Origin of the sequence: Paenibacillus sp. FSL W7-1279 (assembly GCF_037969845.1) — a bacterium.
In the GTDB taxonomy this organism is placed as follows: Bacteria; Bacillota; Bacilli; order Paenibacillales; family Paenibacillaceae; genus Paenibacillus_AQ.
The window spans coordinates 4,848,204-4,868,716 of record NZ_CP150215.1 but is presented as its reverse complement, the minus strand read 5'-3'; the positions used below and the strand labels follow the sequence as shown (position 1 = coordinate 4,868,716).

At 49.5% G+C, this 20,513-nt stretch carries 18 protein-coding genes; all 18 read left to right on the top strand.

All coding sequences use genetic code 11. From position 1 onward, the window contains the following. Positions 1–5 precede the first annotated feature (5 nt). The 18 genes from MKY82_RS21670 (at position 6) to rbfA (ending at position 20,487) form a co-directional block, all read left to right on the top strand. Positions 6–551: a hypothetical protein gene (locus tag MKY82_RS21670; protein WP_339218318.1), complete on the top strand. Its 546-nt coding sequence runs from the start codon at positions 6–8 to the stop codon at positions 549–551. Then, a complete protein-coding gene (locus tag MKY82_RS21665; RefSeq protein ID WP_220684609.1) occupies positions 548–1,147 on the top strand; it encodes a hypothetical protein in 600 nt (199 codons plus the stop codon). Before MKY82_RS21670 ends, MKY82_RS21665 begins: the two co-directional genes overlap by 4 nt. Before the next feature lie 238 nt (positions 1,148–1,385). Further along, positions 1,386–2,084: a 30S ribosomal protein S2 gene (gene rpsB / locus MKY82_RS21660; RefSeq protein ID WP_009594753.1), complete on the top strand. Its 699-nt coding sequence runs from the start codon at positions 1,386–1,388 to the stop codon at positions 2,082–2,084. 248 nt (positions 2,085–2,332) lie between these two features. Further along, entirely contained in the window at positions 2,333–2,983 is a 651-nt protein-coding gene (gene tsf / locus MKY82_RS21655) for a translation elongation factor Ts (RefSeq protein ID WP_127592501.1), read from the top strand. A gap of 294 nt (positions 2,984–3,277) precedes the next feature. Then, positions 3,278–4,006 (top strand): UMP kinase, encoded by a 729-nt coding sequence (gene pyrH, locus MKY82_RS21650; RefSeq protein WP_006211297.1) that lies wholly within the window; start codon positions 3,278–3,280, stop codon positions 4,004–4,006. Further along, the gene (gene frr / locus MKY82_RS21645) at positions 4,006–4,560 is read left to right on the top strand and encodes a ribosome recycling factor (protein WP_006211296.1); all 555 of its coding nucleotides are present in this window, start codon (positions 4,006–4,008) and stop codon (positions 4,558–4,560) included. The genes pyrH and frr overlap by 1 nt, the downstream gene beginning before the upstream one ends. A gap of 73 nt (positions 4,561–4,633) precedes the next feature. After that, positions 4,634–5,401: an isoprenyl transferase gene (locus MKY82_RS21640; protein WP_071220111.1), complete on the top strand. Its 768-nt coding sequence runs from the start codon at positions 4,634–4,636 to the stop codon at positions 5,399–5,401. A gap of 20 nt (positions 5,402–5,421) precedes the next feature. Then, positions 5,422–6,222 carry a phosphatidate cytidylyltransferase gene (locus MKY82_RS21635; RefSeq protein ID WP_071220112.1) on the top strand — a complete coding sequence of 267 codons (801 nt, stop codon included), beginning with the start codon at positions 5,422–5,424 and terminating at the stop codon, positions 6,220–6,222. Between the two features lie 18 nt (positions 6,223–6,240). Further along, complete coding sequence (locus MKY82_RS21630; RefSeq protein ID WP_339218315.1) at positions 6,241–7,380, top strand: 1-deoxy-D-xylulose-5-phosphate reductoisomerase; 1,140 nt, start codon at positions 6,241–6,243, stop codon at positions 7,378–7,380. A gap of 131 nt (positions 7,381–7,511) precedes the next feature. Beyond that, positions 7,512–8,786, top strand: coding sequence for an RIP metalloprotease RseP (gene rseP, locus MKY82_RS21625; protein WP_194543553.1), 1,275 nt, complete (start codon positions 7,512–7,514; stop codon positions 8,784–8,786). A 223-nt stretch (positions 8,787–9,009) separates the two neighbouring features. Next, the gene (gene proS, locus MKY82_RS21620; RefSeq protein WP_071220115.1) at positions 9,010–10,467 is read left to right on the top strand and encodes a proline--tRNA ligase; all 1,458 of its coding nucleotides are present in this window, start codon (positions 9,010–9,012) and stop codon (positions 10,465–10,467) included. A 256-nt stretch (positions 10,468–10,723) separates the two neighbouring features. Beyond that, the gene (locus MKY82_RS21615; protein WP_339218312.1) at positions 10,724–15,040 is read left to right on the top strand and encodes a PolC-type DNA polymerase III; all 4,317 of its coding nucleotides are present in this window, start codon (positions 10,724–10,726) and stop codon (positions 15,038–15,040) included. A gap of 179 nt (positions 15,041–15,219) precedes the next feature. Beyond that, positions 15,220–15,681 (top strand): ribosome maturation factor RimP, encoded by a 462-nt coding sequence (rimP, locus tag MKY82_RS21610; protein ID WP_194543551.1) that lies wholly within the window; start codon positions 15,220–15,222, stop codon positions 15,679–15,681. Positions 15,682–15,713: 32 nt separating this feature from the next. Continuing rightward, positions 15,714–16,811, top strand: a complete 1,098-nt coding sequence (nusA, locus tag MKY82_RS21605; protein ID WP_194543550.1) for a transcription termination factor NusA — start codon at positions 15,714–15,716, stop codon at positions 16,809–16,811. A 25-nt stretch (positions 16,812–16,836) separates the two neighbouring features. Next, positions 16,837–17,148, top strand: coding sequence for a YlxR family protein (locus tag MKY82_RS21600; RefSeq protein ID WP_053492673.1), 312 nt, complete (start codon positions 16,837–16,839; stop codon positions 17,146–17,148). Beyond that, positions 17,141–17,464: a YlxQ family RNA-binding protein gene (locus tag MKY82_RS21595; protein WP_181469797.1), complete on the top strand. Its 324-nt coding sequence runs from the start codon at positions 17,141–17,143 to the stop codon at positions 17,462–17,464. The genes MKY82_RS21600 and MKY82_RS21595 overlap by 8 nt, the downstream gene beginning before the upstream one ends. Continuing rightward, positions 17,457–20,114 carry a translation initiation factor IF-2 gene (gene infB, locus MKY82_RS21590; RefSeq protein ID WP_339294314.1) on the top strand — a complete coding sequence of 886 codons (2,658 nt, stop codon included), beginning with the start codon at positions 17,457–17,459 and terminating at the stop codon, positions 20,112–20,114. The genes MKY82_RS21595 and infB overlap by 8 nt, the downstream gene beginning before the upstream one ends. Positions 20,115–20,133: 19 nt before the next feature. Beyond that, positions 20,134–20,487, top strand: a complete 354-nt coding sequence (rbfA, locus tag MKY82_RS21585) for a 30S ribosome-binding factor RbfA (RefSeq protein ID WP_071220121.1) — start codon at positions 20,134–20,136, stop codon at positions 20,485–20,487. Positions 20,488–20,513: the final 26 nt, after the last annotated feature.

Genomic DNA, 20,513 nt, shown 5'->3' with positions numbered 1-20,513 from the left:
AGTTAATGGATTTGAAACCATGGATATATATCGTGCTGCTTGGCATTGCCGCCGTGCTGTACGCTTTTATGCTGCCGAAACGCCGTGAAGAGACCGTGTCCAGCGAGCGGGTTGTAAAAGAAGTGGAGAACACGCTTGAAGGATACATGGCGGAAATCCAAAATGAGAACGAACAGCTGGTGGAACTGGTTCGTCAGATGAAAAAAGAACTGGATGCCAAGCAGCAAGCACATCAAGAGCAGGTCAGTGATTTGCGGCACCGCATGCTGGCCATGGAGGAGAAGATGACCGATTCGCAAACGCGTCTTCGACTGGCGGAAGAGAAGCTGGCGCAAGCCGCTGCGGCCGTTTCTTTGTCTGCAGGAGCAGCTGCAGCGACGTCCGAAGCTGAATCTGCACCTGCTGTCCATTCCATCAAATCCAGATACGCGGAGCTGTTTGATCTATATGAACAAGGAAAGTCCATCGATATGATTGCCAAGACCACGGGTCTTCAGCGAGGCGAAGTTCAACTTATTATTCAGTTGGCCAAACAGGAGGAATCCGTGTGATCAAGAACCGTACATTTATGATGGGCCTGGGGAGCGGTCTCGTAATCGGTGCAGTGCTGCTTCAGCTGATGTGGATTGGTCAAGGCACAATTGCATCACAGACGCAGGAATTAACGAAGGAGCAGCTTGTGGCTGCAGCGGAAGCTTTGGATATGCAGGTCGTCGAAGGTTCAGACGAGCTGTTGACGGCGGAGCAGTGGGAAGAGAAGAAGCTTGGCGAGGGCGGCGAGTCCGAAGGAGCCGATCCTGCACAGAAGACGGGAACGGAAAAGCCGGAAGCACCGGAGCAGCCGAAGAAGCCTGAGCCGGGCGAGGAGAAGAAACAGGAATCCCCTCGGGTAACGAATCCGGCGAAGCCGAAAACGCCGGCCAAAGCGGAAGCGCAGATTAAAGTAAACATTCCATCCGGAAACAATCTCAGCGATGTAGCAAACAGCCTTATGAATGCCGGCGTCATTGACAATAAACAGGCATTCATCACTCAAGCTACCGAGAATAAAATCAACACCAAGATCCTGAGCGGTACATACTCGTTTACGGCAGGCGAGAGCTACAATTCGATCTTCACGAAAATCACGACAAAACCCTCCAACTAGCACTCCGGTTGAGAGAGGTTTTTTTCTTTATAGGAGCTCTTCAAGCTCCTGATTGGCCGGACCTGATGAAGTACACAAAAGACATTGCAACCTGCCCATGGTTATGTTATAGTAATTGACGGTGTTAAAACACACGCCAGAGTGATTTCGTTGAGGGTGCTTCCAGGATTGGGAGTCTTAATGAAAAATGATCTCGGCGGAGGGACACACAAAAACCAAACTTAGGAGGTGCGTGAAGATGGCAGTAATCTCCATGAAACAGCTTTTGGAAGCTGGCGTTCACTTCGGTCACCAGACTCGTCGCTGGAACCCGAAAATGGATAAATTTATCTTCACTGAAAGAAACGGTATCTACATTATCGACCTGCAAAAAACGGTCAAGAAAGTTGAAGAAGCATTCAACTTCGTAAAAAGCGTAGCTGGAGAGAACGGTACAATCCTGTTCGTCGGCACGAAAAAACAAGCTCAAGATTCCGTGAAGGAAGAAGCAGAGCGTTGCGGTATGTTCTACATCAACCAACGTTGGCTCGGCGGAACTTTGACTAACTTCGAAACGATCCAAAAGCGTATCAACCGCTTGAAGCAGCTCGAAACTTGGGAAGAGGACGGCACGTTCCAAGTATTGCCTAAGAAAGAGGTTATCCTTCTCCGCAAAGAGAAAGATCGTCTTGAAAAATTCTTGGGCGGTATCAAGAACATGAAGGGTCTTCCAAGCGCATTGTTCGTTATCGATCCTCGCAAAGAGCGCATCGCAGTAGCGGAAGCTCGCAAATTGGGTATCCCAATCGTTGGTATCGTTGATACGAACTGTGATCCGGATGAAATCGACTATGTAATTCCAGGTAACGATGACGCGATCCGCGCTGTCAAATTGTTGACTGGTAAAATGGCCGATGCCGTTGTTGAAGCTCACCAAGGCGAAGAAACAACTGCTTAATCGGGATTAAACGTATAAACTATGAATTAAATGAAAAGGGTGGTTGGTAGGTGTATAACCTCTCACTGCCCTTTTTTTAAGATGTTAGAACGGATGACGTGCGAATAACGTGTGAAATCCGGAGCCTGGCATCCCAGGGGAAGAACAACTACTTAATGCGATCTGGAATCTTGGAGAGAACAAAAGAATGATCGTTTTCTTGAGGTCCAAACGCAAAACTTCATCATACCAATTTGGAGGGAATTCTAATGGCAGTAACAGCTAGTGCGGTAAAAGAACTTCGCGAAAGAACAGGCGCGGGCATGCTGGATTGCAAAAAAGCGCTGGATGAAACAAATGGTGATATCGACAAAGCGATCGCAGTGCTTCGCGAAAAAGGTTTGTCTGCAGCAGCTAACAAAGCTGGGCGTATTGCAACTGAAGGCGTTGTAGAGTCTTATATTCACGGTGGCGGACGAATCGGCGTTCTCGTTGAAATCAACTGTGAAACCGACTTCGTAGGTAAAACAGATCAATTTAAAGAGTTTGCTCGCGATATCGCTATGCATATTGCGGCTGCTAACCCTAAATATGTTCGTCGTGAAGAAGTGCCGACTGAAGATCTTGAGAAAGAAAAAGAAATTTTGAAAAACCAAGCCCTGAACGAAGGCAAGCCTGAAAAAATCGTTGAGAAAATGGTTGAAGGCCGCATCAACAAATACTATGAAGAATATTGCTTGCTTGAGCAATCCTTCATCAAAGATCCTGACAAAACGATCAACACGCTGCTTAACGAAAAAATCAGCACGATCGGTGAGAACATCTCCATCCGTCGTTTTGCCCGTTTTGAACTTGGCGAAGGCTTGGAGAAAAAACAAGACAACTTCGTTGAAGAAGTTATGTCCCAGGTGAATAAATAAGCCGAATGGGCTAATATAAGTTATAGAAAAGAGTGGAACACACCTGTGTTCCTTCTTTTTTAAGAGATATAAAGGCATAAGAGAGATAAGATTGTTATAAATTCGGAGTAAGGCACCCTTATCTCACAAGAAAGAATGGACTTTAGTCTGGATTAGACGACCAGAAGTTTCTACTTGAGACGGATGTTTTTACCCGATTTTTATAAACCGTCAAGCAGTGCCGGTGTGTCTGTCTGTCGTTTTTCAAACGGGCGTCGTATACTTAGGCGCCGTCTTAAAGTGGAGGGTTATCATTTGGAACAGCCAGTATATAAACGAGTGATATTGAAAGTCAGTGGGGAATCCCTTTCAGGGCAGAATGGATATGGTATTGATGCTGAGACGATCTCATCGATCGCTGAGCAGGTTCGCGAGGTGGTTGAGCTTGGTGTGGAGGTTGCCATCGTGTGCGGCGGCGGAAACATCTGGCGCGGTATCGCCGGCAGCGCGAACGGAATCGACCGTGCGACAGCAGATTATATGGGAATGCTGGCTACGGTGATGAACTCTTTGGCTCTTCAGGATGCTTTGGAGCAGATCGATGTGCCGACTCGGGTGCAAACCTCTATCTCAATGCAGCAAATTGCGGAGCCGTATATTCGCCGCAGAGCCATTCGGCATTTGGAAAAAGGTCGTGTCGTTATTTTTGCGGCAGGAACGGGTAACCCATACTTCTCCACCGATACGACTGCAGCGCTTCGCGCAGCGGAAATCGAAGCAGAAGTGATTCTCATGGCGAAGAACAAGGTGGACGGAGTGTACTCCGCTGATCCATTTAAGGATGAAACTGCCGAGAAGTACGAGCAGCTTACGTATCTAGACGTATTGAACAAAAACCTTGGGGTAATGGACTCTACAGCTTCATCGTTATGTATGGACAACAACATCCCGCTCATCGTCTTCGCTATTACGGAGCAAGGTAATATCAAGCGCGTCGTTCTGGGCGAGAAAATCGGAACGATCGTCAAAGGGAGTGTAGATTAATGCCGCAATCGGTGAAAAAGAATGCAGAAGAACGCATGGAAAAAGCGATCTTGTCTTTGAAGCGTGACCTGGCAACGCTGCGCGCAGGACGGGCAGCGCCAGCACTGCTCGACCGGATCACGGTTGAATACTACGGAGCACCAACCCCGCTGAATCAGCTGGCTAACATCAGCACGCCGGATTCAAGAACGCTCATGATCCAGCCTTGGGACAAGTCGTCCTTGGCCGATATCGAGAAAGCGATCATGAAATCGGATATCGGATTGACGCCGGCGAATGATGGTAATCAAATTCGTCTCGTCGTACCTGCACTGACGGAAGAACGCAGAACCGAACTGGTGAAAATGACGAAGAAATTCGGCGAGGAAGCGAAAGTGGCCATCCGCAACATTCGCCGTGATGCCAACGACGACATCAAAAAATTGGAGAAAACAGATATTTCCGAGGACGAGTCCCGGAGACATCAGGAAGATATCCAAAAAGCGACGGATAAATTTATCGCAGAAGTCGACAAAGTCCTCGTTGCTAAAGAAAAAGAGATCATGGAAGTATAAGAGACTTGTGGCCCCTCCTGTCAATGGTGGGGTTTGTCTCTTTTTTTGCAGAAAGATGCCTGGAGGAAATGGAATGATCAAACGGGTTCGATCGTGGTTGAATCAGGAGGACAGTCAGCAGACGCATCAGCTCTCTCCGGACAACATCCCACATCATGTCGCCATCATCATGGATGGTAATGGACGCTGGGCAAAACGGCGCGGTATGCCGCGAATCGTTGGACATCAGAATGGCATGAAGGCTGTCAAAAGAGCGGCCATTGCCGCCGATGATTTGGGAATCAAAATATTGACGATGTACGCTTTTTCGACAGAAAATTGGACGCGTCCGAAGGATGAGGTCGATTTTCTGATGAAGCTTCCGCAAGAGTTCCTGGCTATTGAGCTGGAAGAGCTGATCGAAAAAAATGTCCAGGTCCGCATGATGGGACATCCGGAAGACCTTCCGTCCCATACCGTGTCTGCGATGGAAGAAGCAGTTGCGAAGACAGCCGGCAATGACGGACTTGTGCTTAACTTTGCGCTCAATTACGGTAGCCGGAAAGAGATCACCGAAAGTGTCAAGGCGCTCGGACGAGAAGTTCGCGACGGGATTCTTCGTCCTGAGGATATTACAGAGGAACTGATTGGCCAGCGGCTCCTCACAGGCGAATTGCCGGATCCGGATTTACTGATCCGCACAAGCGGCGAGCTGCGGCTAAGTAATTTTATGCTGTGGCAGCTCGCGTACAGTGAGCTATGGTTTACGGATGCCTATTGGCCGGAATTTACCAAAGACCATTTGGTGGAGGCCGTAGCCGATTATCAACAAAGAACAAGGCGCTACGGTGGACTTTCGTAGCCGATGGAGGATGGAACGTTTTGAAACAGCGATTGATTACCGGAATTATAGCGGGAGCGGTCTTTTTAGGATTATGTTTCATAGGCGGTCTGTGGTACCATCTTCTGATTCTGGCGATGGCGCTAATCGGTTATTATGAGTTTGTGCGCATGACCAATACGGCACCGTTCGGGGGAACGGCGTGGATTGGATATGCGGGGGTGCTGTTGCTTGTATTTCCATGGGGTCCGCTTGATTTGAATATTCAGATCCCGTGGGAACATGTACTTTGGCTCCTGCTGCTTTTATTTTTACTGGCGACCGTGACGACGAAGAATGTAATTGATATCAAACGGGTTTCCTTATTGTTTATGGCATCAGCGTATATCGGAATCGGATTTTCCTTTATTGCCGAATCACGACATGCTCCTGACGGCCATGGCGTATTCTGGACTTTTCTGCTTCTGGCCTCGATCTGGGCAAGTGATGCGGGAGCGTATTTTGTCGGACGCGCCATGGGGCGCCATAAACTGTGGCCTTCCATAAGTCCGAACAAAACGGTTGAGGGTGCGCTCGGCGGTGTGGTCATCGCCGTGTTCACATCTCTGCTCTTTTCATTCTTCTCAGATGGATTCCTGACGGCTGGACAAGCGATTCTGATCGGACTTTCATGCGCTGTTATCGGTCAACTCGGGGATTTGGTGCAATCCGCCTATAAACGGGTGTATGACATCAAGGATTCGGGCAAACTGCTGCCGGGTCATGGAGGGATACTGGATCGATGTGACAGTTGGATCGTCGTATTTCCGTTTGTACATATATTGAGTCTCCTGCCTTACTGATGAAAGGAAAGATGTTGCATGAAGAAGATCAGCGTACTCGGCTCCACTGGCTCCATAGGTACCCAGACTTTGGATGTTGTAAGGAAACACCGGGAACATTTTCAGATTGAGGGCCTCGCTGCAGGGAGTAATAAGGACCTGCTGCTTCAGCAGGTCAAGGAGTTTTCTCCTCGCAAAGTGTCCGTTGCTACAAGAGAGCTTGCTGACAGCATAAGGCATGATCTTCCTGCCGGAACCGAAGTGTTCCATGGTCATGAAGGCTTGATCGAGATTGCGGCAGCGACAGATGCGGAAATGGTGGTTACAGCGGTCGTTGGAAGTTTGGGTCTGTCCTCTACACTTGCAGCGATTGATGGGGGGAAGACCATTGGGCTCGCCAATAAGGAGACGTTGGTAACGGCAGGTCATCTGGTTACGGCCCGGGCGGCTGCCAAAGGGGTAAAACTCTTGCCGATCGATAGCGAGCATTCCGCCATATTCCAATGCCTGAATGGAGAGCGGCATGAAGATATTGAACGGATCACGCTGACGGCTTCCGGAGGCTCATTCCGGGATTACACCCGGGAACAGCTGGTCAACGTTACGGTGGAGGATGCGCTTAAACATCCGAACTGGTCCATGGGTGCCAAGATCACGATTGATTCGGCCACCATGGTCAATAAAGGGCTTGAGGTGATCGAGGCCCATTGGTTGTATGGTATTCCTTACGACAACATTTCTGTACTGCTTCACCCGGAAAGCATCATTCACTCTTTTGTGGAATTCCGTGATTCGAGTATCATTGCCCAGCTCGGCAACCCGGATATGCGCGTTCCGATTCAATATGCGCTGACCTATCCGGAACGGTGGACTTCCCCTGCACCAAGGCTATCTTTAGCGGAAGCGGGCAAGCTGCATTTCCGGGAGATGGACCTTGAACGTTTTCCTTGTTTAAGGCTTGCTTATGAATGTGGTAAAATGGGTGGGACAGCGCCAACGGTATTCAACGCAGCTAATGAAATTGCGGTCGCCCGGTTTCTCCGCGGCGAAATCTCTTTTCTGCGAATTGAAGAGATCATTGAGGAAGTGCTGCAAAGCCATCATGTTGCGCCGGAACCGGCACTGGAAACGATTGAAGAGAGCGATCGGATCTCACGTGAATTAGCTTCCCGACTATAGGATTTGAAGTGTTTTTGAAATCTCCCTTGAAAAAAAGCGGACAGCTTGTGATTCTCTTGTGGACGACAGGAGAATAATGATAATCTATAGGGACATACTGCGTTCTCAGAGGAAAAGGGGGATGTAAAGAATTGGAAATGGTTCGGGTCGTTTTTTTAACGGTGCTCATGTTTTTTGTGATCGTTACCGTGCACGAATGGGGTCACTATTATTTTGCCCGGCGTGCCGGAATCTTGGTACGCGAGTTCGCGATTGGATTTGGTCCAAAGCTGTTCTCATATAAACGCCATGAAACGCAGTTTACGCTACGTCTTCTTCCATTCGGCGGATATGCCCGCATGGCCGGGGAAGATCCGGAACTTGTCGAGATTCAGCCCGGTCAGACGATTGCGGTTCGATTGAATGCAGAGAATCAAGTGAAAAAGATTTATCTGGATCAACTCGACAACCGTAAAAATGTCATTCGCGGCGAAGTCCAGTTTATGGATATGGTGGATCGTTTGTCGGTTAGGCTTGATGTGGATGGTGAGTTCCAGCAATTTGAAATCCATCCGCAAGCCTTGACGGTAGCCAAAGGTGTCGAGACGCAGATCGCACCGAGAGACCGTCAATTCGGCAGCAAAACCGTTGGCCAAAGAGCGCTTGCGATTTTTGCCGGTCCTGTCATGAACTTCATACTGGCCTTCGTGCTGTTTGCCCTTCACATTCAAATGGCCGGCATACCGGTTGAGAATCCAACCTATGTGCAGATTGGCGAGATTACTAAAGGCATGCCTGCAGATGAAGCCGATCTGAAAGAGGGAGACATCATCGAGAGCATTAACGGAACCGCCATTGGTGCCGATTATCAGAAGATGATCGAATTGATTGCGGCGTCCAAGGACAAGCCGATGGAATGGACTGTGCGCCGGGGTGAGGAATCATTTGATCTGACCTTAACTCCGCGGACGATGGAGGGACAGGAAGGCGGCAAGGTCGGGATTGTTCCTGAGCTTCCTACCCGATCCGCAGGGATTGGGGAGACAATTACCGGGTCCGGAACCGCAATGGTAGATACAACGAATATTATCTTCCAGGGCTTCAGACAGTTGATTCAGAAGTTCTCCATGGATGATCTTGGCGGTCCTGTACGGACGTTCGAAGTGACGGGGCAAATCGCCAAGCAGGGTATCGAACAGCTGACCTATTGGGCGGCCATTCTAAGCTTGTATCTGGGCATATTCAATCTGCTGCCGATTCCGGCACTCGATGGAAGCCGGCTTGTATTCTTAGGGATCGAAGCTTTAAGGGGCAAGCCAGTTGACCCGAACAGAGAAGGCATGGTTCATTTTGTCGGGTTTGCGATGCTGTTCCTGTTAATGATAGCCGTAACCTATAACGATATTTTGCGTTTGATCAACGGATAAAAACCTAGGGTACGGCTCGGTGCGCCAGCCGCAACGAAAAAGCCGTACCTTTTCTATTGTTAGCAGATGTTCATGTCTAACGATATCTAGCAAATGGAGTTGCTATAAATACAGGGCGGGCTATACAGCCGCAGCTCGTTCACACATATCGCCAATAACGCCAGTCAAGCCGTTAAACAGGGTTTAGACCATGCGTTTTATTAATGGGAGGCACACGATTTATATGTCTAAGGAATCGAAGGATAAACAATTCGTGACAGAGATTACGCCGCAAGCGGAAGATTTCTCGCGCTGGTATATCGATGTCATCAAAAAAGCGGACCTGATGGATTACTCTCCAGTCAGAGGCTGCATCGTCTTCAAACCGGACGGTTATGAAATTTGGGAGCATATCCAGGAAGAGTTGGATCGACGCTTTAAGGCAACGGGCCATCGGAATGCGTATTTCCCGCTGTTCATTCCCGAGAGCTTTTTCCAAAAGGAGAAGGAGCATGTCGAAGGATTTAATCCCGAGCTGCCATGGGTCACGGAAGCAGCTGGAGAGAAGCTGGAGGAACGTCTGGCGATCCGTCCGACTTCCGAAACGATGTTCGGGCACATGTATTCCAAATGGATTCAATCCTATCGTGATCTCCCTGTGCTGATTAACCAGTGGGCTAACGTGGTCCGCTGGGAAAAACGCACGCTGCCGTTCCTTCGCACGAGTGAGTTTCTATGGCAAGAAGGCCATACCGCGCACGAAACGGAAGTTGAGGCTAGAGGGGAAACCATGCAAATGCTGGATATCTATCAGCAATTCGTAGAGGACTACCTCGCGATTCCGGTAATCAAAGGGCAGAAGACACCTTCGGAGAAATTCGCTGGCGCCGTGGATACGTTCTCGATCGAAGCCATGATGAAAGACGGACGCGCTGTACAGGCTGGTACTTCGCATTATATGGGGACCAACTTCTCGCAAGCTTTTGACATCCAATATTTGAATCGTGAAAATACGCTGGAATATGCTCACACGACATCCTGGGGCGTCAGCACACGTCTCATTGGTTCGTTGATTATGGTCCATGGGGATGACCGCGGATTGGTGCTTCCTCCTAAAGTCGCGCCAACGCAAGTGATCATGATTCCAATTGGTCCGCCGAAGACGAGAGACGCGGTTGTGGGCCGTACGGACGAACTGTTCCGTGAACTGAAATCCGCAGGCATCCGCGTACGCGTTGACGACAATCCGGATGTGCGTCCAGGCTGGAAATTCAATGAGTATGAAATGCGCGGAGTACCGGTGCGTCTGGAGATCGGACCGCGTGACATGGAGAATGGTGTGTGCGTGCTTGTCTCCCGTATTACAGGCGAGAAGAAAATCGTAGAGCAAGCGAATCTGACCCAGGAAGTACAGAATATGCTGGAGCAGGTGCACCAGGAAATGTTCGAGCGCGCGAAGCAGTTCCGTGAGGATCATTTCTATTCGGTGGAGACACTGGATGAAATGAAGGACAGCATGGAGGAAAAACGCGGGTTTACCTTGGCTGGATGGTGCGGTTCGGAAGCTTGCGAAGATACCGTCAAGCAAGAAACCGGTGCTACGAGCAGAAACATTCCGTTCGAACCGGCCGAGAAGAAAACCAAGTGTCTCGTATGTGGTGAAGATGCGAAACATACCGTGCTGTTCGCGAGAGCGTACTAGTAAATCGATAATATGAATGTCCGGCAAGTTTGGGTGAGGGAGGAATCCTTCGTCAAGAACCGGGATTCATCATCTGGAGTAAGCTTCCGGATGGCAGTATGGCGGACGCTCTTACTTATTGGGGCAGGACGAATGGGTGCTGCCGACGGAAGCTTTATTCTATTTCTCACATCCGCTTTAACGCGGTTTGATTTCTGTGGACGTACGTCGATAGAAGTTTTTCTTATAGCTTTATGTAATGCAGGGGGAGGGAACCATGGGCACAACAGAAGATAAAAGGAAGCGATTTGAACTGCTGATCAAGCAGGGAGAAGTTCCGGCCAATCTGGTGGAACCCTATTTTTTGGATGGTGTGATCGAGCAGGTAGAGACAAGCAAGGCCAGCAAGGACTGGAGAATAACCGTCCTGAAGGAGACCTTGGTTCCAGCTGAGGTCTATCGCACATTTTGTCTGAGAATTCAGGAGAAGATGGGGCATATCGCGAAGATCAAATTTGTGTTCCGATATGGAAGCAGCGTTCCCGAAGCAGATATCGTGCAAGAATACTGGGGTTTGTTTCTAGAATGGGCACATCGTGAGATCCCTTCGGTTAATGGATGGATGACAAGGGCTAAATACGAGGTGGAAGATGGGCAAGTCCTTCTCTCCATGTCGGATGGCATGTCGCTGGAGCTTGCCCGCAAGAAACAGATCGATTCCGCCATTACCCGCTTTTTCGGGCAATATTTCGATCTGACGCTGCGCGTGAAAATGCAGGTCGGCGATAATGGTCAGGCGGCTTACGAGGAGTTCGAGCAGAGGAAGCGGGAAGAAGAACGCGAGGTCATCGAGCAGATCATGAGCAGCATGGAAGCTGAGCTGGATGCCGAGGATGAGGAAGAGGGCGCGGTTCGGCTGCAGGTTGGGTATGATATCAAGGAACCGCCGGTTCCGCTTCAGGAGATCCAAGACGAAGAGAAGAAAATTACGATTCAGGGAACCATCTTCGGATTGGATCGTAAGGAGCTTCGTAACGGAAGTACGTTATTCACGTTCTATCTGACGGATTTCAGCGATTCCTTGCAAATGAAAATGTTTGGTAAGACCAAGGAGGACTTGAAGGTCCTGAGCCTGCTTGAGAACGGCAAATGGGTGAAGGCACGCGGGCGCGTGGAATATGATCGGTTTATGCAGGTGCCGGAGCTGGTGATGATTCCGTCCGATCTTAATGAAGTGCCGGCACCGCCATCTCGTAAGGATAATGCAGCCGAGAAACGGGTAGAATTCCATCTGCATACAACGATGAGCACGATGGACGCAGTCACGCCGATCGACCGATACATCAAGACCGCGGCTGCCTGGGGCCATAAAGCGATTGCCGTTAGTGATCATGGCGGGGTGCAATGTTACCCTGAAGCAGCCAAGAACGCAAAGAAACACGGGATTAAAATGTTGTACGGCGTCGAGGCCAACGTTGTGAATGATGCCGTCAATATCGTGGAACAGGCACAGCCGATTGAACTGAGCAGCGCGACTTACGTGGTGTTCGATATTGAAACCACAGGTTTGTCCATCACCGCGAACAAGATTATCGAGCTGGCCGCAGTTAAGATGAACGAGGGCAAGGAAATTGGCCGATACGCCACTTTTGTCAACCCGCATGAGCGTATTCCATACCATATTCAGCAATTGACCAATATCAATGATGATATGGTTAAGGATGCTCCTGAACTGGAGCCGGTATTGAAAGAGTTTGTTGAATTCGTCGGGGATGCCGTGCTTGTGGCTCACAACGCTCGATTTGACATGGGATTCATTCAGGCAGCGCTCAAAAATGCCGGGATGGATACGCTCGACAATCCCTACCTGGATACGCTGGAGCTGGCACGTCTGGTACATCCAGGACTTAAGAATCATCGTCTTAACACGTTGGCTGACAAGTATAAGGTACTGCTCGAAAGCCATCACCGAGCGATTGACGATACGATTGCGCTGGCAGGAATCCTGAACGGGCTCCTTAGCGATGTGGACAAAACCAAAGGCGTTAAGATGCTGGACCGCCTCAATGATTATGTCGGTACGGATCTGTCCAATACCCGTCCTTTCCACTGCGGTATTTATGCTTTGAATATGACGGGCAAGAAAAACCTGTACAAGCTGATCTCCATGTCGCATACCGAATATTTCAAGCGAGTGCCGTGTATTCCTAAATCCAAGCTTCAAGAGATGCGAGATGGGTTACTGGTGCTTTCCGGCTGCGAAAAAGGGGAGTTCTTCGAAACGGTGCTGAACAAAACGGAGGAGGAAGCCGAAGAGATTGCGGACTTCTACGATGTTTTGGAGATTCAGCCGTTGACGATGTATATGCATTTGGTGGACAAAGGCTTGGTAGGCAGTCCCGAAGAGATCAAAACCGCAATTTCCAAAGTCGTGCGCATCGGCGAAAAACTGAACAAGCCGGTCATCGCCACAGGAAACGTGCACTATCTTGAACCGCGGGATAAGCTGTTCCGGGACATTACCATCCATGGAATTACCGGTTTCAGCCCGCTCAAGGATATGCGCAAGCCTGACGCGCATTTTCGGACTACCGAAGAAATGCTCGAAGAATTCGAGTTTTTGGGACAGAGTAAATGTTATGAAGTTGTTGTAACGAACACTAGCGAGCTGGCCGACCGCTTTGAAGAGTTGGAATTGTTCCCGGACAAGCTGTTTACGCCGATTCTGGATGGCGCGGATGAGGAAATCCGCAACACCTGCTACGACACGGCCAAGTCCATTTATGGCGAGAACTTGCCGGAAGTCGTAGTGGCCCGGTTGGAGAAAGAGCTTGAGCCGATCATTAAATACGGTTTCTCAGCGAACTATTTGATTTCCGAGAAACTGGTTAAGAAATCGAACCGGGACGGCTATTTGGTTGGTTCACGGGGTTCCGTAGGTTCATCCGTCGTTGCCACATTCCTCGGCATATCCGAGGTTAACCCGCTTCCCGCCCATTACATTTGCTTGAACGGCGACTGCAAACACAGCGAATGGTTCCTGGACGGCAGCGTGCCGAGTGGATTTGACTTGCCGGACAAAGCTTGTCCGGAATGCGGAAACATGATGAAAGGCGAGGGACAGGATATACCATTCGAAACCTTCCTGGGTTTTAAAGGGGATAAGGTTCCCGATATTGACTTGAACTTCTCCGGTGAATATCAGCCGCATGCCCATAATTTCACCAAAGAGATGTTTGGCGAGGAGAACGTATTCCGTGCCGGTACCATCGGCACCGTGGCAGAGAAGACGGCGTTTGGCTTTGCCAAAAAATATGAGGAACACAACAACAAGCGCTGGCGGGGCGCGGAATTGAACCGGCTGGCATCAGGCTGTACCGGCGTCAAGCGGAGCACAGGCCAGCATCCCGGCGGTATTGTCGTTGTGCCGGATTACATCGAAGTGGAAGAGATTACGCCGGTGCAATTCCCCGCGGACGATGTCAATGCAGAGTGGAAAACGACGCATTTTGATTATCACGCCTTTGAAGCGAATCTGCTCAAGCTGGATATTCTCGGACATGATGATCCGACGATGATGAGGATGCTCCAGGATTTGACCGGCGTGGATCCAACGACCATACCGATGAACGATCCGAAAGTAATGAGCATGTTTAACTCGACGGAAGCGCTTGGCGTCAGGCCGGAGCAAATACGCTCGCCGGTGGCCACCTTCGGCGTGCCGGAGATGGGTACCAAATTCGTACGTCAGATGCTGGTGGAATCGCAGCCGTCGAGTTTTGCCGACTTGTTGCAAATCTCGGGTCTGTCACACGGAACCGGCGTTTGGCTCGGCAACGCGCAAGAGCTTATCAAGAATGGTACATGCAACATCAAAACCGTTATTGGTTGCCGCGATGATATCATGTTGTTCCTGATTTATAAGGCTGGAATGGACGCGAGCCTCGCGTTTAAAATTACGGAAAGCGTACGTAAAGGCCGGGGATTGTCACAGGAATGGATTGACGAGATGAAGAAATGCAAAGTGCCGCAGTGGTACATTGATTCCTGTCTCAAAATCCAGTACATGTTCCCGAAAGCCCACGCCGCCGCGTATGTTATCTCAGCGGTGCGGACGGCTTACTTCAAGCTTTATTATCCGATCGAATATTATGCAACGTATTTCTCGGTGCGTGCCGAGGATTTCGATATCGAACTATGCTGTCAGGGTTATGAGGCGATTTATCGCCGGATTGAAGAGATTGAGCAGCTCGGCTTCGGAGCAAGCCCGAAAGAAAAGGGTATGCTGCCGATTTTGGAGATGGCGCTGGAAATGACAGCGAGGGGCTTCACGTTCAAGAACATCGATCTGTATGAATCGGATGCGCTCCGATTTAAGGTGGATGGAAACTCGCTCATACCGCCGTTCTCTGCGCTTGCGGGAATCGGCGATAACGCCGCCCGCAACATTGCTGCCGCGCGTGAATTTGGAGAATTCCTCTCCATCGAGGATTTCCAGCAAAAATCGAAGGCAAGCAAAACCGCCGTGGAGCTGTTAACCCAAATGGGATGCTTCCGCGGTCTGCCGGAGAGCAACCAGTTGTCATTGTTCTGATTCTTGTCATTCTTTCATGGCCGTGACGCCTTGACAGTCAAGGAGTCATACTTGTCACTATTACCAGACTATGTTATAATTTTTTTGGTAATCATGGAGATAAAACCGTTGTGTAAAGAGTGGGGCAACCCACTCTTTACTCTTTGGTATATAGGAAATCAACTTGGAGGTTATGTTCTTTGAGCACATCAAAGATTAAAACGACTGTGGAAGAAATGGTGCAGCCGTATTTGGACGAACACGGCTTTGAACTGGTAGATGTGGAATACGTGAAGGAAGGAAGCAACTGGTTCTTGCGCGTGTTTGTTGATAAAGACGGCGGCATTGACATTGACGATTGCGGTTTAATCAGTGAATACCTGAGCCAGAAGCTGGACGAGAACGATCCGATCCCGACAGCTTATTTTCTTGAAGTCTCTTCTCCTGGCGCGGAACGTCCCCTGAAGAAAAAAGAGGATGTTGCGAAGTCAGTCGGCAAGGACGTGTTTGTAACGGTATACGAGCCGATTAACGGGTTGAAAGAGTTTGAAGGCAAGCTGGAATCCTTTGATAACGAGGAGCTAGTCATTCAAACCGTCAAGAAACAGTACGTGATTCCATATGCAAAAGTAGCCAGTGCCAGATTGGCCATCATTTTTTAAACGGAAGTTTTGAAAGGGGGAACCGATTTTCAATGAGTATGGATTTTATTGAAGCGATGAATGAGTTGGAAAGAGAAAAGGGCATCAGTAAGGATGTGCTGTTTGAAGCCATTGAAGCGGCACTGATCTCGAGTTACAAGCGCAATTTCAACACGGCGCAAAATGTACGGGTAGACATGAATCGCAATACGGGTGTTATCAAGGTGTTCGCGCGGAAGCTGATTGTGGAAGAGGTGCTGGATCCGCGGACTGAAATTTCGCTGCATGCAGCCCGGGAAATCAATCCGCATTTTCAGATTGAAGATATAGCGGAAATCGAGGTTACGCCACGTGATTTTGGACGGATTGCAGCTCAAACGGCAAAGCAAGTTGTTACCCAGCGCATTAGAGAAGCCGAACGCGGCCTGATCTACAGCGCTTTTATTGACAAGGAAGATGATATCGTAACGGGTACGCTGCAGCGTCAAGATTTACGTAACATCTATATCGACCTTGGCAAGATCGAAGCGGCTCTGCCGCTTACCGAGCTTATGCCTAACGAGAAGTTCAAGCATGGCGACCGGATCAAAGCGTACATTACCAAGGTTGAGAATACCACCAAAGGGCCGCAGATTATGCTGTCCCGTACGCATCCGGGCCTCTTGAAGCGCCTGTTCGAGCTTGAAGTGCCGGAAATCTTTGACGGCGTTGTTGAAATTCGCTCGGTTGCGCGCGAAGCTGGATTCCGCTCCAAAATTGCGGTATTTTCCCGTAACGATGAAGTCGATCCGGTTGGCTCTTGCGTAGGACCTAAAGGTATGCGCGTACAGACGATTGTCAATGAGCTTCGCGGCGAAAAGATTGACATCGTGCGTTATTCCGAACAGGTTGAAGAATACGTGGCCAATGCGCTAAGCCCATCCAAAGTACTTGAAGTTCAAGTGTTTGAAGATGAGAAGATGGCGCGTGTAATTGTTCCGGATTATCAACTCTCGCTTGCGATTGGGATCAAAGGCCAGAATGCTCGTCTCGCGGCGAAGCTGACAGGCTGGAAGATTGATATTAAGAGCGAAAGTCAGGCGGAGCAGGAATTTGGCAGACCGAAGTCCCAATCAGGTGAAATGCACCAGGATTCTGTCTCTGTCGATTAATTCCAAATGACAGGGGGTTGTCGTCTTGAAACAGAGAAAGATACCGCTGCGTAAATGTGTAGCGTGTCAGGAAATGATGCCGAAGAAAGAGCTTATCCGGATTGTTAGGACTCCCGAGGATGCTGTCCTGATCGATCTCACCGGCAAAAAGTCGGGACGGGGAGCGTATTTATGCGGCAAAGTTTCCTGCTTCAAGCTGGCGCACAAAAATAAAGCACTGGATCGCGCGTTGAAACAACATGTGAAGCCAGAGATCTATGAACAGTTGGCACAGGATTTCATCAAGGTGGAAGATGAATTCCTGGCTGCAAAAGAGAGTGCTGCCGATGATGAATAGGGCGCTTTCTCAGCTCGGCCTGGCCATGAGGGCAGGTAAGGTGGTTACCGGGGATGAGATCGTGCTCAAAGCCATCCGGTCTTCTGAAGCAAAATTGGTTATTCTGGCGGGTGACGCCTCAGTGAATACAACAAAGAAGATCCGCGATAAATGCGGTTCTTACAATATCCCTCTGGTAATCGGATTTGACCGGGAAAGTCTGGGCACAAGTGTAGGTAAACCCGAGCGGGTTGTGCTGGCAGTTACGGATCAAGGATTCGCAGAAATGATCTCCAAGAAACTGGAGACAATGTCGGAGGTGGAGTATATTGAGTAAACAGGAAAACAAAGACAATAAACTTCGAGTATACGAATATGCTAAATCGTTGAACATGAGCAGTAAAGAAATCATCACGATCCTTAAACGTTTGAACGTTCCGGTCAATAACCATATGAGCGTAATGGAAAACGATACGGTGTCCAAGGTCGAGCAGTTCTTTAAAGATATCAAATCGAATGCAGCAGCCAAGCGGGATAGTGGCGACGCTTCCCGAACCGAGAATCGTAAACCGGCGGTTTCCGGAGCCAATGCGGCTGCAACTGTATCCAATGCAAGAACAGAAGGCACTTCCGCTAGCGGAAGTGCAGAAGGCAACCGTAATGGGCAGGACGGTATGCGTAATTCAGGACAGAGAGCAACAGGACAACAAGGTCAAAGCCAGCCCAAAAAACAACAGGAAAAGCAGGTAGGTATGAATAGTAGAACGAATCAAAACACTCAGAATGCTTCAGGTTCCCAGCGTCCCCAAGGAGGACAGGATACCCGAAGAAATCAGTCTGGCTCCGCACAAGGAAGTCAGCAGAACAATCGTAGCCAAGCATCCAGACCAGGCGGCAGCACGCAGACCGGATCACGTCCTCAGGGCGGAGGTCAAGGCGGCGCACGTCCGCAAGGCAGTAATCAAGGTGGATCGCGTCCGCAGGGCAGCAACAACCAAGGCGGAGCACGTCCACAGAGCAAGCCGGGTGGAACCGGAGGCGGATTCACAAGCTCTAACAACAACAGTAACAGCCAGAACCGCGGTTCCAGAAACAACAATAACAATCGTTCAGACTCCAAGCGTTTTGATGACAACAACCGTCAAGGTGGATTCCGTGGCAACAATCGCGGTGGAAAGAACAACCGTGGCCGGAATCAACATAATCAGCAGCCGCCTCGTGAGAAAATCGACAACACGCCGAAGAAAATTATCGTCCGTGGCAACATGACCGTCGGTGAAACGGCGAAGCTGCTTCACAAGGACGCTTCCGAAGTCATCAAGAAGCTGATTTTCCTCGGCGTGATGGCCACCATCAACCAGGAGCTGGATATCGATACGATTCTATTGCTCGCTGGCGAATTCGGTGTAGAAGTCGAAGTGAAAATTCCGGTTGAGGAAGATCGTTTTGAGACCGTTGAAGAAAACGATGCTCCGGAAGAACTGAAAGAGCGTCCACCGGTCGTTACCATCATGGGTCACGTCGACCACGGTAAAACGACGCTGCTTGATGCGATCCGTTCCACGAATGTATCGAGTGGAGAGGCTGGCGGTATTACGCAGCATATCGGTGCTTATCAAGTCGAGATCAATAACAAGAAGATTACGTTCCTGGATACACCAGGCCACGAAGCGTTTACGGCTATGCGTGCCCGTGGTGCGCAAGTAACGGATATGACGATCATCGTGGTTGCGGCTGACGACGGCGTGATGCCACAGACGGTCGAAGCGATTAACCATGCGAAAGCTGCAGGCTTGCCGATCATCGTTGCCGTAAACAAAATCGATAAACCTGATGCTAACCCGGATAAAGTCAAACAAGAATTGACGGAATACGAGTTAGTGCCTGAAGAGTGGGGCGGAGACACCATCTTCGTTAACGTTTCGGCGAAACAGCGGATGGGTCTGGAAGACTTGCTTGAAATGATTCTTCTGGTAGCAGAAGTGAATGAATATAAAGCAAACCCTGACAAACGCGCACGCGGTACTGTTATTGAGGCTGAGCTCGATAAAGGCAGAGGTCCGGTAGCACGCATTCTCGTTCAGCATGGTACATTGAAAGTGGGCGACGCCTTCGTAGCGGGCAACTGCTTTGGTCGTATTCGTGCAATGGTGAACGATAAAGGACGTCGATTAAAAGAAGCGGGTCCTTCAACGCCGGTTGAAATTACCGGTTTGACTGAAGTTCCAGGCGCCGGCGATCCGTTTATGGTGTTTGAAGATGAGCGTAAAGCGCGTAATATCGCTGATAAGCGTGCGATTACCCATCGTCAATCCGAGTTGAACACGAATACCCGCGTGACGCTGGATGATCTGTTCCAACACATTAAAGACGGTGAGATCAAAGATCTTAACGTGATTATCAAAGGTGACGTACAAGGTTCTGTTGAGGCGCTGAAAGGTTCCTTGAACAAAATCGAGGTGGAAGGCGTTCGCGTCAAAATTATCCACAGCGGTGCCGGGGCAATCACGGAATCCGATATTATTTTGGCCGCTGCTTCCAACGCGATTGTTATCGGCTTTAACGTTCGTCCGGACGTTCAAGCGAAGCAAACCGCCGAGCAGGAAAAGGTTGATATTCGTCTGCACCGTGTAATATATAATGTAATCGAGGAAATTGAGCAAGCTATGAAGGGGATGCTCGATCCGGAGTACAAAGAAACCGTGATCGGTCATGCGGAAGTCCGCAACACCTTTAAAGTGAGCAAAGTGGGTACGATTGCAGGATGTATGGTGACATCCGGTAAAATTGCGCGTAACGCAGAAGTTCGCTTGATCCGTGACGGCATTGTCGTTCATGAAGGCAAGATCGATTCCCTCAAGCGCTTTAAAGATGACGCTAAAGAAGTGGCACAGGGTTATGAGTGCGGTATTACCTTGGCAAGCTATAGCGACGTCAAAGAAGGAGACGTAATCGAAGCCTTCATCATGGAGACGGTAGAGCGCTAACGAATGAGGTGATCAGACCATGGCAAAAATCAGAACTGGGCGCGTAGGCGAGCAGATTAAAAAAGAGCTCAGCCAACTGATCCAAACGGAGATGAAAGACCCAAGAATCGGTTTCATTACAGTGACCGGTGTTGATGTTACAAACGACCTGTCTCAAGCGAAGGTATACCTGAGCGTGCTCGGCGACGACGAGCAGAAGGCAGCTTCTTTAAAAGGGTTGGAGAAGGCAAGCGGCTTTCTCCGCTCCGAGCTGGGCAAGCGGATTCGACTCCGGCATGTGCCGGAGCTGATCTTCAAATTCGATGATTCCATTGCGTACGGCAGCCATATTGAGAAGCTGTTGACCGAAATCGTGGATCGCGAAGAGAAATAGAGTAGTTCGTTTTTATAAAGGAGAGG

What these genes read in the sequence shown, in the direction of transcription:
- rbfA (WP_071220121.1), top strand. Translation starts at nt 20,134, where the DNA reads ATGGCAAAAATCAGAACTGGGCGCGTAGGCGAGCAGATTAAAAAAGAG.
- MKY82_RS21670 (WP_339218318.1), top strand. Translation starts at nt 6, where the DNA reads ATGGATTTGAAACCATGGATATATATCGTGCTGCTTGGCATTGCCGCC.
- MKY82_RS21630 (WP_339218315.1), top strand. Translation starts at nt 6,241, where the DNA reads ATGAAGAAGATCAGCGTACTCGGCTCCACTGGCTCCATAGGTACCCAG.
- MKY82_RS21615 (WP_339218312.1), top strand. Translation starts at nt 10,724, where the DNA reads ATGGGCACAACAGAAGATAAAAGGAAGCGATTTGAACTGCTGATCAAG.
- nusA (WP_194543550.1), top strand. Translation starts at nt 15,714, where the DNA reads ATGAGTATGGATTTTATTGAAGCGATGAATGAGTTGGAAAGAGAAAAG.
- MKY82_RS21595 (WP_181469797.1), top strand. Translation starts at nt 17,141, where the DNA reads ATGAATAGGGCGCTTTCTCAGCTCGGCCTGGCCATGAGGGCAGGTAAG.
- tsf (WP_127592501.1), top strand. Translation starts at nt 2,333, where the DNA reads ATGGCAGTAACAGCTAGTGCGGTAAAAGAACTTCGCGAAAGAACAGGC.
- frr (WP_006211296.1), top strand. Translation starts at nt 4,006, where the DNA reads ATGCCGCAATCGGTGAAAAAGAATGCAGAAGAACGCATGGAAAAAGCG.
- rpsB (WP_009594753.1), top strand. Translation starts at nt 1,386, where the DNA reads ATGGCAGTAATCTCCATGAAACAGCTTTTGGAAGCTGGCGTTCACTTC.
- MKY82_RS21640 (WP_071220111.1), top strand. Translation starts at nt 4,634, where the DNA reads ATGATCAAACGGGTTCGATCGTGGTTGAATCAGGAGGACAGTCAGCAG.
- proS (WP_071220115.1), top strand. Translation starts at nt 9,010, where the DNA reads ATGTCTAAGGAATCGAAGGATAAACAATTCGTGACAGAGATTACGCCG.